Origin of the sequence: Pseudomonas sp. JQ170C, from assembly GCF_035581345.1 — a bacterium.
GTDB lineage: Bacteria > Pseudomonadota > Gammaproteobacteria > Pseudomonadales > Pseudomonadaceae > Aquipseudomonas.
On the sequence record NZ_CP141608.1, the window covers coordinates 224,385 to 241,171 of the forward strand.

Consider the following 16,787-nt stretch of genomic DNA (forward strand, 5'->3'; position numbering starts at 1 on the left):
GTAGGAGCGGGCTTGCCCCGCGACGCTTTCAGGCCTTCAGCGTTTTCACACCTTCAGCCGTACCCAGCAACAGCAGGTCCGCCGGGCGCGCCGCGAACAAGCCATTGGTGACCACGCCGACAATGGCGTTGATCTGGCTTTCCAGCTCCACCGGGTTGGTGATCTGCATGTTGTACACATCAAGGATGATGTTGCCGTTGTCGGTCACTACACCCTCACGATAAACCGGGTCGCCACCCAGCTTGACCAGCTGGCGCGCGACATGGCTGCGGGCCATTGGAATCACTTCGACCGGCAGCGGGAAGGCGCCAAGCACAGGAACCAGCTTGCTGGCGTCGGCGATGCAGATGAAGGTCTTGGCCACGGCGGCGACGATCTTCTCGCGGGTCAGGGCTGCGCCGCCGCCCTTGATCAGGTTCAGGTGCTCGTCGCTCTCGTCGGCGCCGTCGACGTAGAACTCCAGGTCGCTGACGGTGTTCAGTTCATAGACCGGAATGCCGTGGCCCTTCAGCCGCGCGGCGGTGGCTTCGGAGCTGGCGACCGCGCCGTCGAAGGCAGTCTTGTGCTTGGCCAGGGCGTCGATGAAACAGTTGGCGGTCGAGCCGGTGCCGACGCCGACGATGCTCTTGTCGTCGAGCTTGGGCAGAATGAAGTCGACAGCGGCCTGGGCGACAGCCTGTTTGAGTTGGTCCTGGGTCATGCGGGCTCCGAAGCGGGGAGGAGTATCGTGAAGGCGCGTAGTATAGCGGCTAAAACCGCAGACTTGCTGTGGTCGCCCGACAGGGCGCTGGGGTAGACTCCAAGCCCCCGCCCAACCGCCCAGTGATGCTTTCCCGATGCTCGAACAGTACGTCAAGAAGATCCTCACCTCGCGCGTTTACGACGTTGCGGTCGAAACCCCGTTGCACACCGCCGGCCAACTGAGCAAGCGCCTGGGCAATAACATCCTGCTCAAGCGCGAAGACTTGCAGCCGGTGTTTTCCTTCAAGATTCGTGGCGCCTACAACAAGCTGGCGCAGTTGACCCCGGAAGAGCTGGCCCGGGGCGTGGTCACCGCCTCGGCGGGCAATCATGCCCAGGGCGTGGCTCTGGCGGCGCGGGAGCTGGGGATCAAGGCGACCATCGTGATGCCCAAGACCACCCCGGAGATCAAGGTCGAAGGCGTGCGTTCGCGCGGTGGCAAGGTGGTGCTGCACGGTGACTCCTTCCCTGACGCGCTGGCTTATTCGCTCAAGCTGGTCGACGAAAAGGGCTTCGTCTATATCCACCCCTACGACGATCCGCACACCATTGCCGGGCAGGGCACGGTGGCCATGGAAATCTTGCGCCAGCACCCGGGCCAGCTGGATGCGATCTTCGTCCCGGTCGGCGGCGGTGGGCTGATCGCCGGTATTGCCGCCTACGTGAAGTACCTGCGCCCGGAGATCAAGGTGATCGGCGTCGAGCCGGATGACTCCAACTGCCTGCAGGCTGCCATGGCCGCCGGTGAGCGGGTGGTGCTGCCCCAGGTCGGACTGTTCGCCGACGGCGTGGCGGTGGCACAGATCGGCCAGCATACCTTCGACATCTGCAAGCAGTATGTCGATGAGGTGGTGACGGTCAGCACCGATGAGATCTGCGCGGCAATCAAGGATATCTACGACGATACCCGCTCGATCACCGAACCTGCTGGCGCACTGGGCGTCGCCGGGATCAAAAAATACGTCGAGCTCAATGGCGTCAGCGGCCAGACCCTGGTGGCCATCGACTCGGGTGCCAACGTCAACTTCGACCGCCTGCGCCATGTTGCCGAGCGGGCCGAGCTGGGCGAGGGCCGCGAAGCCATCATCGCGGTCACCATCCCCGAGCAGCCGGGCAGCTTCAAGGCGTTCTGCGAGGCCATCGGCAAGCGCCAGATCACCGAGTTCAACTACCGCTATCACGCCGATGGCGAGGCGCATATTTTCGTCGGCGTGCAGACCCACCCGGATACCGACCCGCGCAGTGCGCTGATCCAGAGCCTGACCGAGCAGGGTTTCCCGGTGCTGGACCTGACCGACAACGAACTGGCCAAGCTGCACATCCGCCACATGGTCGGCGGCCATGCGGCGCGGGTCAGTGACGAGCTGGTGCTGCGCTTCGAGTTCCCGGAGCGGCCGGGGGCGCTGTTCAACTTCCTCAACAAACTGGGCGGTCGCTGGAACATCTCGATGTTCCACTACCGCAACCACGGTGCGGCCGATGGTCGCGTGGTGGCCGGCCTGCAGGTTCCGGATGATGAGCGCCACCTGGTGCCGGCAGCCCTGGCCAAGATCGGCTATCCGTACTGGGATGAAACCGATAACCCGGCGTACCGGCTGTTCCTGGGCTGAGCAGCTAAGCTCAGTGCAGCCTAAAAGGAAGCAAATGACATGGAACACCTGACCACTCTCAAAACCCTGCACGTCCTGGCCACCGTGGTGCTGCTGGGCAGTGCCCTGGGCCTGGCGATCTGGACCTGGCTGGCGCGTCGCAAAGGCGACGCCAACGCCCATACCCGCCTGATGCAGCGTCCGCTGGTGTTTGTCTGGTTGTTGATGGGCATCAGCCTGGTGAGCATGCCGTTCACCGGTTGGTGGCTGGTGCACCTGATCGGCTGGCCGCTGGGCCAGACCTGGGTGCTGGGTTCCAGCGTGATCTACACCTTCGGCGCGTTCAGCTGGTTCTGGCTGCTGGCGCGGGTCAATCGCCTGCGCACCGAGCCTGGCGTTGGTAGCCCGAAGTTCACCCTGGCGCTGGCGGTGTTCAGTGGGGTGTGTTTTATCGCTATCGCGGGGTTGATGGGCGCTAAGCCTGTCTGACGCCCCCACCCGGTAGGCGCTGGCTTGGCCCGCGATAGCGATCCCTCTGTCACAACGCTTCGCGGGGCAAGCCAGCTCCTACCGGATTTGTACTGCCATCAATCGCGCAGGCTGATCACCGGCCAGCCGCGTTTCTCGGCTTCGGCACGCAGGTTCGGGTCAGGATCGACCGCAACCGGATTGGCCACCTGCTCCAGCAGCGGCAGGTCGTTCATCGAGTCGCTATAGAAGTAGCTGCCTTCCAGGTTGTAGCCCTGCTCTTCCAGCCAGCGGTTCAGGCGCGTCACCTTGCCTTCACGGAAGCACGGTACATCTGTGCTGCGTCCGGTGTAGCGACCATCAACCATTTCGCATTCGGTGGCCAGCAGGGTCTCGACGTCCAGGCGCTTGGCAATCGGGCCGGTAATGAAGCGGTTGGTGGCGGTGATGATCACCAGCTTGTCGCCAGCGTCGCGGTGCTTCTTCAGCAGGGCCAGGGCCTTGGGCTGAACGATCGGCTCGACGCAGTCACGCATGAAATCACGGTGCCATTCGTCGAGTTGCGCCATGTCGGTCGCGGCCAGGATTTCCAGGCTGAAGTTCAGGTAGGCATTGAGGTCGAGCTTGCCGGCCAGGTAGTCCTGGTAGAAAGCATCATTGCGGTTCTGGTACTCCACCGGGTCGAGAATCCCGCGGGCGCAGAGGTAGTCACCCCAGGCGTGATCGCTGTCGCCGCCGAGGAGGGTATTGTCCAGATCGAATAAAGCCAGGCGCATTGAAGTCACTCGCATAACATCTGAAAAGTCCCACAGAATACGGACTTTTCACAACGATGCACATAACGTAAACAGGCGCGTTGCTGGCCTTGTGACCTTTGTGGAACAATGCCGTGACATGCGTTTGCGAGGTTGCTGCCGTGATCGACCCCGATGGTTTTCGCCCCAATGTCGGGATCATTCTGACGAATGATCTTGGGCAGGTGCTATGGGCTCGACGGATCAACCAGGATGCCTGGCAGTTTCCCCAGGGTGGGATCAATCCTGAAGAAACGCCGGAAGATGCCCTGTACCGCGAGCTGAACGAAGAAGTGGGGCTTGAGCGGGATGATGTTGAAATTCTTGCCTGCACCCGCGGCTGGTTGCGTTATCGTTTACCCCAACGTCTGGTCCGTACCCACAGCCAACCGCTGTGCATCGGTCAGAAGCAAAAATGGTTTCTCCTGCGCCTGGTCTCCAACGAGCAGCGGGTGCGGATGGATCTGACCGGGAAACCGGAGTTCGATGGCTGGCGTTGGGTCAGTTATTGGTATCCGCTGGGCCAGGTGGTGACATTCAAGCGCGAGGTTTACCGCCGCGCTCTCAAAGAGCTTGCCCCGCGCCTGCTGGCGCGCGACTGACGACGGAGTTCGACCCCGAGCCATGCTCAATACGCTGCGCAAGATCGTCCAGGAAGTTAACTCCGCCAAGGATCTCAAGACGGCGTTGGGGATCATTGTGTTGCGCGTAAAAGAGGCCATGGGCAGTCAGGTCTGCTCCGTCTATCTGCTTGATCCGGAATCCAACCGCTTTGTGCTGATGGCCACCGAGGGCTTGAACAAGCGCTCGATCGGCAAGGTCAGCATGGCACCCAACGAGGGCCTGGTCGGCCTGGTCGGCACTCGCGAAGAGCCGCTGAACCTGGAACACGCCGCCGACCACCCGCGTTATCGCTACTTTGCCGAAACCGGTGAAGAGCGCTTCGCTTCATTCCTAGGTGCACCGATCATCCACCACCGGCGTGTGGTGGGGGTACTGGTTATCCAGCAAAAGGAGCGTCGCCAGTTCGACGAGGGCGAAGAAGCCTTCCTGGTGACCATGAGCGCCCAGCTCGCCGGTGTTATTGCCCATGCCGAGGCCACGGGTTCGATCCGTGGCCTTGGTCGTCAAGGCAAGGGTATCCAGGAAGCCAAGTTCGTCGGTGTGCCGGGTTCGCCCGGCGCGGCAGTGGGCAAGGCGGTTGTCATGCTGCCGCCGGCCGATCTCGACGTGGTGCCCGACAAGTCCGTCGATGACATCGACGCCGAGCTCCAGCTGTTCAACAATGCCCTGGAAGGGGTGCGCGAAGACATGCGCAACCTCTCCGCCAAACTTGCCACCCAGTTGCGCCCGGAAGAGCGCGCGTTGTTCGACGTCTACCTGATGATGCTCGATGACGCGGCCCTGGGCGGCGAAGTGGTGCAGGTGATCAAGACCGGGCAATGGGCCCAGGGTGCGCTGCGCCAGGTGGTGACCGAGCACGTCAATCGCTTCGAGCTGATGGACGACGCCTACCTGCGCGAGAGGGCCTCCGATGTGAAGGATCTGGGCCGGCGTCTGCTGGCCTACCTGCAAGAGGCAAGGCAGCAGACGTTGGTCTATCCCGACAACACCATCCTTATCAGCGAAGAGCTGACCCCGGCCATGCTCGGCGAAGTGCCGGAAGGCAAGCTGGTGGGCCTGGTGTCGGTACTGGGCTCGGGCAACTCCCACGTTGCAATCCTCGCCCGCGCCATGGGCATTCCCACCGTGATGGGCCTGGTCGACCTGCCGTACTCGAAGGTCGATGGCATCGACATGATCGTCGATGGCTACAAGGGCGACGTCTATACCAACCCCAGCGACGTGCTGCGCAAGCAGTATGCCGAGGTGGTCGAGGAAGAACGCCAGCTGGCCCAGGGGCTGGACGCCCTGCGCGAACTGCCGTGCATCACCCTTGATGGCCACCGCATGCCACTGTGGGTCAACACGGGCCTGCTCGCTGATGTGGCCCGTGCCCAGCAGCGCGGCGCCGAAGGGGTCGGGCTGTACCGCACTGAAGTGCCGTTCATGATCAACCAGCGCTTCCCCAGCGAAAAGGAACAGCTGGCGATCTACCGCGAGCAACTGGCCGCCTTCCACCCCCTGCCTGTGACCATGCGCAGCCTGGACATCGGTGGTGACAAGGCGCTGTCGTATTTCCCGATCAAGGAAGACAACCCCTTCCTCGGATGGCGCGGTATTCGCGTTACCCTCGACCACCCGGAAATCTTCTTGGTGCAGACCCGCGCCATGCTCAAGGCCAGTGAAGGCCTGAACAACCTGCGCATTTTGCTGCCGATGATTTCCGGTATCCACGAACTTGAAGAAGCCCTGCACCTGATCCACCGTGCCTGGGGCGAAGTGCGCGACGAAGGCACCGACGTGCCGATGCCGCCGGTGGGCGTGATGATCGAGATCCCGGCAGCGGTGTACCAGACGCGCGAGCTGGCTCGCCAGGTGGATTTCCTCTCGGTCGGCTCCAACGACCTGACCCAGTACTTGCTGGCGGTGGACCGCAACAACCCGCGGGTCGCCGACCTCTATGACTACTTGCACCCGGCAGTGCTGCAGGCCCTGCAGAACGTGGTGCGTGATGCCCATGCCGAAGGCAAGCCGGTGAGTATCTGCGGCGAGATGGCCGGCGATCCGGCGGCGGCGGTACTGTTGATGGCCATGGGCTTTGACAGCCTGTCGATGAACGCCACCAACCTGCCGAAAGTGAAGTGGATGCTGCGTCAGGTGAGCCTGAGCAAATCCCAGGAGTTGCTGGCCCAGGCCATGGGTATCGACAACCCGCAAGTTATCCACAGCTCGCTGCAACTGGCCCTGAAGAACCTGGGGCTGGCGCGGATGATCAACCCAGGGTCGTCCAAGACCTTGTGACATCGCGGGGCAAGCCCGCTCCTACACGGGTAGGCGCGGGCTTGCCCCGAGATGACATCAAACCTGCAAATCCACCTCGCCCAGATGCCCCCCGAACGGCCCAAAGCTGCGCTCGACCAGGCGCCGCCGGCCATCCGCCTCGACAATCAGCACCGTACTGGCTCGCGTGCCGTAGTTCTGGCTGGCAATGAACACACTCGACAGCAACCGCTCGGTACTCATCCCCACGCCGGTTTCCGGCAGCTCGCCGTCCGCCGCCTGCAGGTTATCCCCCAGCAGCTCCAGCAGCTGTGCCGGTTGAGGCTCGGCCAGGTGCTGCTGCAGGCCCGTCCGCGCCTTGACCAGCTTTGGCCACGGCGTATCCAGGCCGGCATTGGAGAGCCCATACACGCCCTCGCTCAGTAACTGCGGCGCTGCCTCACGGGCACTCAAGTAGCCCAGCTGTCCACTGTCACCGGCCAGCAGGTTGAACCCCGAATAGTGCTGGCTGCGGCTGGCCACCTGGTCCAGGTAGGCCTCGACCCCCAGATCCCCGCGCAAAAACGCCGCCACCAGCTCACCCCGTGAGCGGGCGCCCTGGGGTTGGTGCGGGTCGCGGATGTTGGTCAGCGCGGCGAAACGACCTGCCGGGCCCACGCCCAGCCAGGTGCCACCGGCTTCCAGGTCACGGCCGGCATAAACCCCGGGCGCATCGTCCCAAGCCTCAAGCACACGGCTGGGGCGGGCGTAGAACTCATCGCGGTTGGCCGCGACGATCAGCGGTTGGGCATGCCCGGGCCGCCAGGCGAAAACGATCAGACACATAGGTGGTCCTCTGTGTTTTTCACCCACTCTACCCATAGCGTCCGCGCTGTTCCATTGTCTTCACATGTCTTCACTAGAGCCACAGGCCTACCTTCCGTTACCATGCCGGACTGAATTTACGGGGGCGACAATGGAATTCGTGCTCTATCTGCTGCTGGGCGCCTGTGCAGGCGTGCTGGCCGGGCTGTTCGGCGTGGGCGGCGGCATCATCATCGTGCCGGTGCTGGTGTTCAGTTTCACCTTGCAGGGCTTCGATGCCTCGGTGCTGACCCACCTGGCGGTGGGAACTTCCCTGGCGACCATTGTCTTTACCTCGGTCAATGCCATCCGCGAGCACCATCGCAAAGGCGCGGTGCAGTGGCCGATTTTTGTCTGGATGACCCTGGGCATCCTGGTCGGTGCCGGTATCGGCGCCAAGACCGCCTCGGCAATCCAGGGCCCGATGCTGCAGAAAATCATCGGCGTGTTCGCCCTGGTGATCGCCGCGCAGATGGCCCTGGACCTCAAGCCCAAGGCCAGTCGCGGCATTCCTGGCAAGCCCGGGCTGACGGCCGCCGGCGGTGTGATCGGCTGGGCCTCGGCAATCTTCGGAATCGGCGGTGGATCGTTGACCGTGCCGTTCCTGACCTGGCGCAGCCTGCCCATGCAGCAAGCGGTGGCGACGTCCTCGGCCTGCGGTTTTCCGATTGCCGTGGCCAGCGCCCTGAGCTTTATCTGGCTGGGCTGGCACGACCCGCACCTGCCCGACCATAGCCTGGGCTTCGTGTACTTGCCCGCACTGCTGGGGATTGCCCTGACCAGTATGTTTTTTGCCCGCTTTGGCGCGCGACTGGCGCACAAGCTGTCGCCGCGCCTGCTGAAACGGCTGTTCGCCGCGCTGCTGTTCTGCGTTGGCTTAAGCTTTTTGCTTTAACGAGAGGAGTCACCATGCTGCCTTACCCGCAGATCGATCCAGTGGCCATCGCCCTGGGTCCGCTGAAAATCCATTGGTACGGCCTGATGTACCTGATCGGTATCGGCGGCGCCTGGCTGCTGGCGTCGCGCAGGCTCAACCGCTTCGATCCGACCTGGAGCCGGGAGAAACTCTCCGACCTGGTGTTCTGGCTGTCGATGGGTGTGATCGTCGGCGGACGATTGGGCTATGTGCTGTTCTATGACCTGCACGCGTACCTGGCCAACCCGGCGCTGATCTTCGAGGTCTGGAAGGGCGGCATGTCGTTCCACGGCGGCTTCATCGGCGTGATGCTGGCGGCCTTGTGGTTCGGCAAGCGCAACAACAAGTCGTTCTTCGAGCTGATGGACTTTGTCGCGCCGCTGGTGCCGATCGGCCTGGGCGCCGGGCGTATCGGCAACTTCATCAACGCCGAATTGTGGGGCAAGGCTACCGATGTGCCGTGGGCCATGGTCTTCCCGCCGTTCAGCGATCCGGCGCAACTGCCGCGTCACCCGTCGCAACTGTACCAGTTCGCCCTGGAAGGTGTGGCATTATTCCTGATCCTTTGGCTGTACTCGCGTAAACCGCGCCCGACCATGGCCATTTCCGGCATGTTCGCGCTGTTCTACGGCATCTTCCGCTTCATCGTCGAGTTTGTGCGGGTGCCCGATGCCCAGCTGGGCTACATCGCCTTCGGCTGGTTGACCATGGGTCAGTTGCTTTGCGTGCCGATGATTCTCGGCGGCCTCGGCCTGATCTGGTGGGCCTACAACCGCAAACCCACGGCCAAGGCCGCCGTTTGATTTTCCACGGCAGGGTGATCCCCTGCCGTCTTTGTTACAGGTAAGCCATGAAACAGTATCTAGATCTGGTCCGCGATGTGATCGAAAACGGCACCCTGCAGGGTAACCGTACCGGTGTCCGTACCATCAGCCTGCCGGGCGCCATGCTGCGCTTCGACCTGCAGAAAGGCTTCCCGGCCATCACCACCCGCAAGCTGGCGTTCAAGTCGGCCATTGGCGAGATGGTCGGCTTTCTGCGCGGCGTGAAGAACGCTGGCGAGTTCCGCGAACTGGGCTGCAAGGTCTGGGACCAGAACGCCAACGAAAACGCCCAGTGGCTGGCCAACCCGTTCCGCCAGGGCCATGACGACCTGGGTGAGATCTACGGCGTGCAATGGCGCCAGTGGCCGGCCTACAAGCGCATCCCGCTGAGCAACCCGGCTGCGATCGAGCTGGCCCAAAGCCAGGGCTTCCAGCAGATTGCCCAGGCCGAGGAAGACGGCGAAGCCTTCGTGGTGCTGTACAAGGCCATCGACCAGATCCGCCAGTGCGTCGACACCATCATCAACGACCCGGGCAGCCGCCGTATCCTGTTCCACGGCTGGAACTGCGCCCAGCTCGACGAAATGGCCCTGCCGCCGTGCCACCTGCTGTACCAGTTCCACCCCAACGTCGAGACCCGGGAAATCTCCCTGACCCTCTACATCCGCTCCAACGACCTGGGCCTGGGCACACCGTTCAACCTCACAGAAGGCGCGGCGCTGCTGTCGCTGGTAGGCCGCCTGACCGGCTACACGCCGCGCTGGTTCACCTACTTCATCGGTGATGCGCACGTGTACGAAAACCACCTGGACATGCTCAACGAGCAGCTCAAGCGCGAACCGCTGGCAGCGCCGAAGCTGGTGATCAGTGATCGAGTACCGGAGTTCGCCAAGACCGGCGTGTACCAGCCGGAGTGGCTGGAGAAGATCGAGCCGAGCGACTTCAGCCTGGAAGGCTACGAGCACCACGCGCCAATGACAGCGCCAATGGCGGTCTGAACGTAGGAACGGGCTTGCCCCGCGATTGCGATCTGCCAGTCACATCGCATCGCGGGGCAAGCCCGCTCCTACGGTCAATGGCCGTGGCTGCGGCCTACATGGGAATGCTCCGCTTCCGGGGCCGTCACAGCGCCATTGACCTCAAGATGCTGCAGGATCGAGCACTGTACCTCCTTCGGATGGCAGTGCTGACGCAGTTCCAGCAGTTGCGCCTGCAAGGCCTGTAGCCCATCAATGCGCGCCTTGACGTGCTGGATATGCTCGTCGATCAGCGCATTCACGCTTTCGCACTGATCTTCCGGGCTGTCGCGCAGGCGCAGCAGGCTGCGGATTTCTTCCAGGGTCATGTCCAGGGTGCGGCAGTTGCGGATGAAGGTCAGGCGCTCCACATGGGCCTGGGTGTACATCCGGTAGTTGCCCTCGCTGCGTGCCGGTTCCGGCAGCAGGTTCTCCCGCTCGTAGTAGCGAATGGTCTCCACGGCGCAGTCGGTGGCCTTGGCCAGTTCTCCGATCTTCATCTGCAAATACCTCGACAGGTGGCTTGACCCTATAGTGGCTACAGGGTGTTCACTTGGCAACAGGACATTTAAGGATGAACTCATGAACCAGCCTGTCAGCCCCAAAGCGCCCCATGACCACGCCAAGCACGCCCACAGTTGCTGCTCCCACGACGCCGCACCGGCCCTGGTGCAGTTGAGCGAGGCCGCCAGCAGCGATGCTCGCTTGAGCCGCTTTCGCATCGAGGCGATGGATTGCCCGACCGAACAGACCCTGATCCAGAACAAGCTGGGCAAGCTGGCAGGCGTCGAGCAGCTGGAATTCAACCTGATCAATCGCATCCTCGGGGTGCGCCATACCCATGCCGACACCCGGCAAATCGAACAGGCCGTCGCCTCGCTGGGCATGCAGGCCGAGCCCTTGCTCCAGAGCAGTGAAGAACCGGCCGCCGCCCCCGCCCCGGCTAAAAAGCACTGGTGGCCGCTGGCGTTGGCCGGCGTTGCTGCGCTGGCCGCCGAGGGCGTTCACTTCGCCGAGGTGGCACCCGACTGGGTGGTGGCGCTACTCGCCCTGGTGGCCATTCTCAGCTGTGGCCTGAGCACCTACAAAAAGGGCTGGATCGCCCTGAAGAACCGCAACCTCAACATCAATGCGCTGATGAGCATCGCCGTGACCGGTGCCGTGCTGATCGGCCAGTGGCCTGAGGCGGCCATGGTGATGGTGCTGTTCACCCTCGCCGAGTTGATCGAGGCGCGCTCGCTGGACCGTGCCCGCAATGCCATCGGCGGCCTGATGCAGTTGAGCCCGGACATGGCCACCGTACAGCAGGCCGACGGCCAGTGGCGTGAGCTGGAGGTCAAGCAGGTAGCCCTCGGTGCCCTGGTACGGGTACGCCCCGGTGAGCGGATCGGCCTGGATGGCGAAGTGGTCAGCGGTCAGTCGAGCATCGACCAGGCACCCATCACCGGCGAGAGCCTGCCGGTGGAGAAGGGCCCGGGCGACAAGGTGTTCGCCGGTACCATCAACCAGGCCGGCGCCCTGGAATATCGGGTGACGGCAGCGGCCGGGCAATCGACCCTGGCGCGGATCATCAAGGCAGTGGAAGAGGCCCAGGGTGCGCGGGCGCCGACCCAGCGCTTCGTCGATCAGTTCTCGCGCATCTATACCCCGGCCGTGTTTGCGCTGGCCCTGGCAGTGGCCGTGATTCCGCCGCTGTTCATGGCTGGCGCCTGGTTCGACTGGATCTACCGCGCCCTGGTGTTGCTGGTGGTGGCGTGCCCGTGCGCCCTGGTGATTTCGACCCCGGTAACCATCGTCAGCGGCCTGGCCGCAGCCGCGCGCAAAGGCATCCTGGTTAAGGGCGGGGTATACCTCGAAGGCGGGCGCAAGCTCGACTTCCTGGCCCTGGACAAGACCGGCACCATCACCCATGGCAAGCCGGTGCAAACCGACCATGTGGTGCTGGACCCGCTGTTTGAAGGCCGCGCCCAGGCACTGGCGGCAAGCCTTGCCGAGCGCTCCGATCACCCGGTGTCCCGCGCCATTGCCGTGTTCGCGGGCGAGCAGCAACTGGCCTTCAGCGAGGTGACCGCTTTTGAAGCCCTGGCCGGCCGTGGCGTGCGCGGGGAAATCGACGGCGAGTTGTATCACCTGGGCAACCATCGTCTGGTCGAAGAGCTGGGCCTGTGTTCACCGCAGCTTGAAGCCCAACTCGATGCCCTGGAGCGTCAGGGCAAGACCGTCGTGCTGTTGCTCGACAAGTCCGGCCCGCTGGCGTTGTTCGCCGTGGCCGACACCGTGAAGGAGAGCAGTCGCGAGGCAATTGCCGAGTTGCATGAGCTGGGTATCAAGACTGTCATGCTCACCGGCGACAATCCCCACACTGCCCAGGCCATCGCCGCCCAGGTGGGGATTGACCAGGCCCATGGCAACTTGCTGCCCGCCGACAAGCTCAAGACCATCGAGGAGCTGTATGCCCAGGGTCATCGGGTCGGCATGGTCGGCGACGGTATCAACGATGCCCCGGCGCTGGCCCGGGCCGAGATCGGTTTTGCCATGGCGGCAGCCGGTACCGACACGGCCATCGAGACCGCCGACGTGGCGTTGATGGATGATGACTTGCGCAAAATCCCGGCCTTCGTCAGGCTCTCGCGTCACAGTGCGGCGATCCTCACCCAGAACATTGTGCTGGCGTTGGGAATCAAGGCGATATTCCTGGCGATCACCTTTGCCGGCATGGCAACCATGTGGATGGCGGTGTTCGCCGACATGGGCGTGAGCTTGTTGGTGGTGTTCAACGGCCTGCGCCTGCTGCGTAAGTAAATCGAGGATGTATGTTGAGTTCCGAGTTGAAAGCCTTCTACATGGTTGCCCGCTTGGGCAGCATCACTTTGGCGGCAAAGAAACTCGGGCTCAGCCAACCGACGGTCACCACCCAGATCCGCAACCTGGAAAGCCAGTACGCCGTGGAGCTGTTCTACCGCGGCGGCCGGCGCCTGACCTTGAGCGACGACGGCGCGCGGCTGCTGCCGATGGTCAAGGCGCTGCTGCAGCAGGAGGCCGATATCGAGTTCTTCCTGCGCAACAGCGGCCAGGGCCAGGGCAGCCTGCGCATCGCCGCCACCGCGCCGTACTACATCCTCGACCTGGTGAAGATCTTTCGCGAGCGCCTGCCGCAGGTCGAGGTCTCGGTGGAAATCGGCAACTCCCAGCAGGTGCTGGAATTGCTGGAAGACTATCGCGTCGACCTTGCCGCCTCCTCGCAACTGCTTGAGGACGCCCGCCTGGTGCGTCGGGTGCTGGGGACTGACCCGCTGGTGGTCGCCGTGCACCGCAATCATCCACTGGCCAGCCGTGAATCGCTGCCGCTGTCGGCCCTGGCCGGACATTGCCTGCTGGTGCGCGAGCAGGGCTCGACCACGCGCAAGCTGACCGAGCAGATGCTGGAGCAGGCGGGCGTCAAGGTGGGGTCGATGCTGGAGATCGGCAGCCGTGAGTCGATTCGCGAAGCAGTGCTGCGCAACATCGGCATCAGCCTGATTGCTCGCCATGAAGTGCCGCACAACCCGGAGCTGCGGGTGCTGGCACTGGAGAACGCGCCGGTGATGCACGAGTACCTGTATTGCTTGAAGGAGCGGCGCCAGGCGCGATTGCCTGCAGCCTTCCTGGGACTGGCCCAGGAAGTGTCAGCGGTAGAACTGTAGAAACGGGCTTGCTGTAGGAACGGGCTTGCTGTGGGAGCGGGCTTGCCCCGCGATTGCATTCATTCAGCCACATCGCATCGCGGGGCAAGCCCGCTCCTACACCTAAATCTGCCTATACCACTATCGGCAGCTTTTGCTTCCCAGCCACAGAACCTTCGCATTCCCTCCCTAGCATGGCCCTCATTCGTTCGATGAGGTCCTGCCATGAACACTCCGGTCGCAAACCCAGGCGCACAGATGAAAGTGCGCGGTATCCACAAGCGCTTCGGCGCCTTTACCGCCCTGCAGGATGTCTCCCTCGACATCGCCGCCGGTGAACTGGTGTGCCTGCTCGGCCCGTCCGGCTGCGGCAAGACCACGCTGCTGCGCTGCATCGCAGGCCTTGAGCGCCAGGACCGCGGCACCCTGTACATCGGCGACCGTGACATTTCCGACCTGCCGCCCCAGGCCCGTGACTACGGCATCCTGTTCCAGTCCTACGCGCTGTTCCCCAACCTGACCGTCGAGGCCAATATCGCCTACGGCCTGGCCGGCAGCGGTCGTGACGAGGTGCGCCAGCGAGTGGCGCAGATGCTGGAGTTGGTGGGCCTGTCGGGCAGCGAGAAAAAATACCCCGGCCAGCTTTCCGGCGGTCAGCAACAGCGTGTGGCCCTGGCCCGCGCCCTGGCGCCGGCGCCGTCGCTGCTGCTGCTCGACGAGCCGATGTCGGCCCTCGATGCACGGGTTCGCGAGCACCTGTGCACCGAGCTGCGCCAACTGCAGCGCCAGCTCGGCATCACCACCTTGATGGTCACCCACAACCAGGACGAGGCCATGCTGATGGCCGACCGCATTGCCGTGATGAACAACGGCCAGGTCGAGCAGTACGCCACGCCCCAGGACATCTACGACAAGCCGGCCACACCGTTCGTGGCCGAATTCGTCGGCCAGGGCAACTGGCTCCCGTTCCAGCGTCACAGCGACAGCCATGCCCAGGTTGGCGCCTTGAACATGCGCCTGGCCGACGGTGCCGGCCAGGCCCGCAGCGGTCGCTTGTTCTGCCGCCCCGAGGCCATCAGCGTCAACCCGCCGGTGCATGAAGAAAACCTGTTCCCGGCCCGGGTGCGCGAGATCACCTTCCTCGGTAACCGCTGCCGCATGAGCTTTGAATTCAATGAGCTGCCAGGGCACGCCTTGCTGGCGGAAGTGGCGCCCGAGTCGATGCCGCGCCTGGGCAACCAAGACATCTGGGTCGCCCTGCCGCCGCGCAGCCTGCAGGTGTTTGCCTGAGATGGCCGCGCCAATGACCATGCCGATCGCTCACGCGAAGGCAGCACAGCGCTCCGGCGCCTCACTGGGTGATCGACTGTTCGTGGTCGGCGGCAAATGGCTGCTGCTGCTGTTGCTCACCGTTGCCGTGCTGATGCCGTTGATGGCGATCTTCTGGCGCGGTTTCAGCAGCGATGCCGGGCAGGGCGGCGGCCTGGTGGCCGCGCGTGAACTGTTTGCCAGCGCCAACTTCCATTGGCTGCTGGGCAACAGCCTGAAGGTGTCGCTCAGCGTTGCAGCCATCGTCGTGCCGCTGGCGTACCTGTTCGCCTACGCGCTGCAGCGTACGCTGATCCCCGGCAAGCGCATCTGGCGCGGTATCTCGCTGCTGCCGCTACTGGCGCCGTCGATGCTGCCGGCCATTGCCCTGGTGTATCTGTTCGGCAACCAGGGGCTGCTGCGCAGCCTGCTCAGCGACAACATCTATGGCTTCTGGGGCATTGTCCTGGGCGAAGCCATCTACACCTTTCCCCACGCGCTTATGATCCTGCTTTCGGCGCTGTCGCTGGCCGACGCGCGTCTGTTCGATGCCGCATCGAGCATGGGCGCAGGCCCTTGGCGTGCCTTTCACAGCATTACCTGGCCGGCCACCCGCCAGGCCGTGTTCGCGGCCTTCTGCCTGGTGTTCACCCTGACCATCACCGACTTCGGCGTGCCGGTGGTCGTGGGTGGCGACTATCAGGTGCTGGCGCTGGAAGCCTACAAGGCGGTGGTCGGCCAGCAACAGTTCGGTCGCGGCGCCCTGATCGGCATGGTCCTGCTGGTGCCGGCGCTGCTGAGCTTCACCGTCGATGCCTGGCTGCGTCGCCGCCAGGGCGATTCGATGAGTGGCCGTGCCCAGGTGTTCCAGCCGCAGCCCTCGCGTCGTCGTGATGCCTGGTTCCTGGCGGTGGTGGTGATGGTCTGTGCGGTGCTGTTGTTGGTGGTGGGCATGGCGGTGTACTCATCGCTGGTCACCTTCTGGCCCTACAACATGACGTTGTCGCTCAAGCACTACCAGTTCGACGAAACCGCCGGCGGTGGCTGGCTGGCCTACCGGAACAGCCTGACCATGGCCCTGTGCTCGGCGCTGATCGGCAGTGCGGTGATCTTCACCGGCGCCTACCTGATGGAAAAGACCAAGGGCCAGCGCTCGCTGAACCTGGTGCTGCGCCTGCTCAGCTTCGTGCCGATGGCAGTACCTGGCTTGGTGCTGGGCCTGGGCTACGTGTTCTTCTTCAACCTGACCAGCAACCCCCTGCATGTGTTCTACGGCAGCATGGCGTTGCTGGTGGTGTGCACCATCGCCCACTACCTGACCACCGCCAACATGACCGCGACCACTGCCCTGCGCCAGCTCGACGGCGAGTTCGAGGCCGCCGCGCTATCGCTCAAGGCGCCGCTGTACCGGCACTTTCTGCGGGTCACCGTACCGATCTGCCTGCCGGCGCTGCTGGACATCATTCGCTACCTGTTCGTCTCGGCGATGACCACGGTATCGGCAGCGATCTTCCTCTACAGCCCCGACACCATCCTGGCCGCCGTCGCCGTGCTGAACATGGACGATGCCGGCAACGTCGGCGGTGCGGCGGCCATGTCGACCCTGATCCTGCTCACCAGTGCCACCGTTTCGCTGCTCCTAGCCTGGGCCTCGCGCGGCCTGTTGCAACGCTCCCAAGCCTGGCGCCAGCGCGCGCCGGGCAACTGATTGCCTTACCCAACCCTGTACCGTTCAAAGGAACC

15 protein-coding genes are annotated in these 16,787 nt (G+C 63.7%); 11 read left to right on the plus strand and 4 right to left on the minus strand.

Annotated features, from left to right (window positions below):
- Window positions 1-28: 28 nt before the first annotated feature.
- Complete coding sequence (gene rpiA / locus U9R80_RS00970) at window positions 29-700, minus strand: ribose-5-phosphate isomerase RpiA (protein ID WP_301838614.1); 672 nt, start codon at window positions 698-700, stop codon at window positions 29-31.
- Window positions 701-836: 136 nt separating this feature from the next.
- On the opposite strand from rpiA, the gene ilvA reads away from it, so the two are divergent.
- The gene (gene ilvA / locus U9R80_RS00975) at window positions 837-2,351 is read left to right on the plus strand and encodes a threonine ammonia-lyase, biosynthetic (RefSeq protein WP_301838613.1); all 1,515 of its coding nucleotides are present in this window, start codon (window positions 837-839) and stop codon (window positions 2,349-2,351) included.
- Between the two features lie 39 nt (window positions 2,352-2,390).
- Window positions 2,391-2,819, plus strand: a complete 429-nt coding sequence (locus U9R80_RS00980) for a DUF2269 domain-containing protein (protein ID WP_301838612.1) — start codon at window positions 2,391-2,393, stop codon at window positions 2,817-2,819.
- Window positions 2,820-2,917: 98 nt separating this feature from the next.
- Here the strand turns inward: U9R80_RS00980 and U9R80_RS00985 are convergent, their stop codons facing one another.
- On the minus strand, window positions 2,918-3,574 hold the full coding sequence (locus U9R80_RS00985) for an HAD family hydrolase (protein WP_301838611.1): 657 nt from the start codon (window positions 3,572-3,574) through the stop codon (window positions 2,918-2,920).
- A gap of 140 nt (window positions 3,575-3,714) precedes the next feature.
- On the opposite strand from U9R80_RS00985, the gene U9R80_RS00990 reads away from it, so the two are divergent.
- Together U9R80_RS00990 and ptsP are read left to right on the plus strand one after the other, a co-directional pair.
- A complete protein-coding gene (locus U9R80_RS00990; protein ID WP_010222140.1) occupies window positions 3,715-4,194 on the plus strand; it encodes an RNA pyrophosphohydrolase in 480 nt (159 codons plus the stop codon).
- A gap of 22 nt (window positions 4,195-4,216) precedes the next feature.
- Window positions 4,217-6,496 carry a phosphoenolpyruvate--protein phosphotransferase gene (gene ptsP / locus U9R80_RS00995; protein WP_301838600.1) on the plus strand — a complete coding sequence of 760 codons (2,280 nt, stop codon included), beginning with the start codon at window positions 4,217-4,219 and terminating at the stop codon, window positions 6,494-6,496.
- A 57-nt stretch (window positions 6,497-6,553) separates the two neighbouring features.
- Here the strand turns inward: ptsP and U9R80_RS01000 are convergent, their stop codons facing one another.
- A complete protein-coding gene (locus tag U9R80_RS01000) occupies window positions 6,554-7,300 on the minus strand; it encodes an NRDE family protein (protein WP_301838599.1) in 747 nt (248 codons plus the stop codon).
- Window positions 7,301-7,430: 130 nt separating this feature from the next.
- Here U9R80_RS01000 and U9R80_RS01005 point away from each other — a divergent pair, with 130 nt between their 5' ends.
- Genes U9R80_RS01005 through U9R80_RS01015 form a run of 3 tightly spaced genes read left to right on the plus strand, consistent with a single transcriptional unit; the run spans window position 7,431 to window position 10,056 of the window.
- Window positions 7,431-8,213: a sulfite exporter TauE/SafE family protein gene (locus U9R80_RS01005; RefSeq protein ID WP_301838597.1), complete on the plus strand. Its 783-nt coding sequence runs from the start codon at window positions 7,431-7,433 to the stop codon at window positions 8,211-8,213.
- Window positions 8,214-8,227: 14 nt separating this feature from the next.
- Window positions 8,228-9,037, plus strand: coding sequence for a prolipoprotein diacylglyceryl transferase (gene lgt / locus U9R80_RS01010; RefSeq protein ID WP_301838596.1), 810 nt, complete (start codon window positions 8,228-8,230; stop codon window positions 9,035-9,037).
- A gap of 47 nt (window positions 9,038-9,084) precedes the next feature.
- The gene (locus tag U9R80_RS01015) at window positions 9,085-10,056 is read left to right on the plus strand and encodes a thymidylate synthase (RefSeq protein WP_301838595.1); all 972 of its coding nucleotides are present in this window, start codon (window positions 9,085-9,087) and stop codon (window positions 10,054-10,056) included.
- Window positions 10,057-10,130: 74 nt separating this feature from the next.
- Here U9R80_RS01015 and cadR read toward each other — a convergent pair whose 3' ends face one another.
- Window positions 10,131-10,574, minus strand: coding sequence for a Cd(II)/Pb(II)-responsive transcriptional regulator (gene cadR / locus U9R80_RS01020; protein ID WP_028943868.1), 444 nt, complete (start codon window positions 10,572-10,574; stop codon window positions 10,131-10,133).
- Between the two features lie 82 nt (window positions 10,575-10,656).
- Here cadR and U9R80_RS01025 point away from each other — a divergent pair, with 82 nt between their 5' ends.
- From U9R80_RS01025 to U9R80_RS01040, 4 genes are all read left to right on the plus strand, one after another.
- Window positions 10,657-12,876 (plus strand): heavy metal translocating P-type ATPase, encoded by a 2,220-nt coding sequence (locus U9R80_RS01025; protein ID WP_301838592.1) that lies wholly within the window; start codon window positions 10,657-10,659, stop codon window positions 12,874-12,876.
- 11 nt (window positions 12,877-12,887) lie between these two features.
- Window positions 12,888-13,757 (plus strand): LysR family transcriptional regulator, encoded by an 870-nt coding sequence (locus U9R80_RS01030; RefSeq protein WP_301838591.1) that lies wholly within the window; start codon window positions 12,888-12,890, stop codon window positions 13,755-13,757.
- 204 nt (window positions 13,758-13,961) lie between these two features.
- Complete coding sequence (locus U9R80_RS01035) at window positions 13,962-15,026, plus strand: putative 2-aminoethylphosphonate ABC transporter ATP-binding protein (protein ID WP_301838590.1); 1,065 nt, start codon at window positions 13,962-13,964, stop codon at window positions 15,024-15,026.
- A 1-nt stretch (window position 15,027) separates the two neighbouring features.
- Window positions 15,028-16,752 (plus strand): putative 2-aminoethylphosphonate ABC transporter permease subunit, encoded by a 1,725-nt coding sequence (locus U9R80_RS01040; protein ID WP_301838589.1) that lies wholly within the window; start codon window positions 15,028-15,030, stop codon window positions 16,750-16,752.
- The last annotated feature ends 35 nt before the right edge of the window (window positions 16,753-16,787 follow it).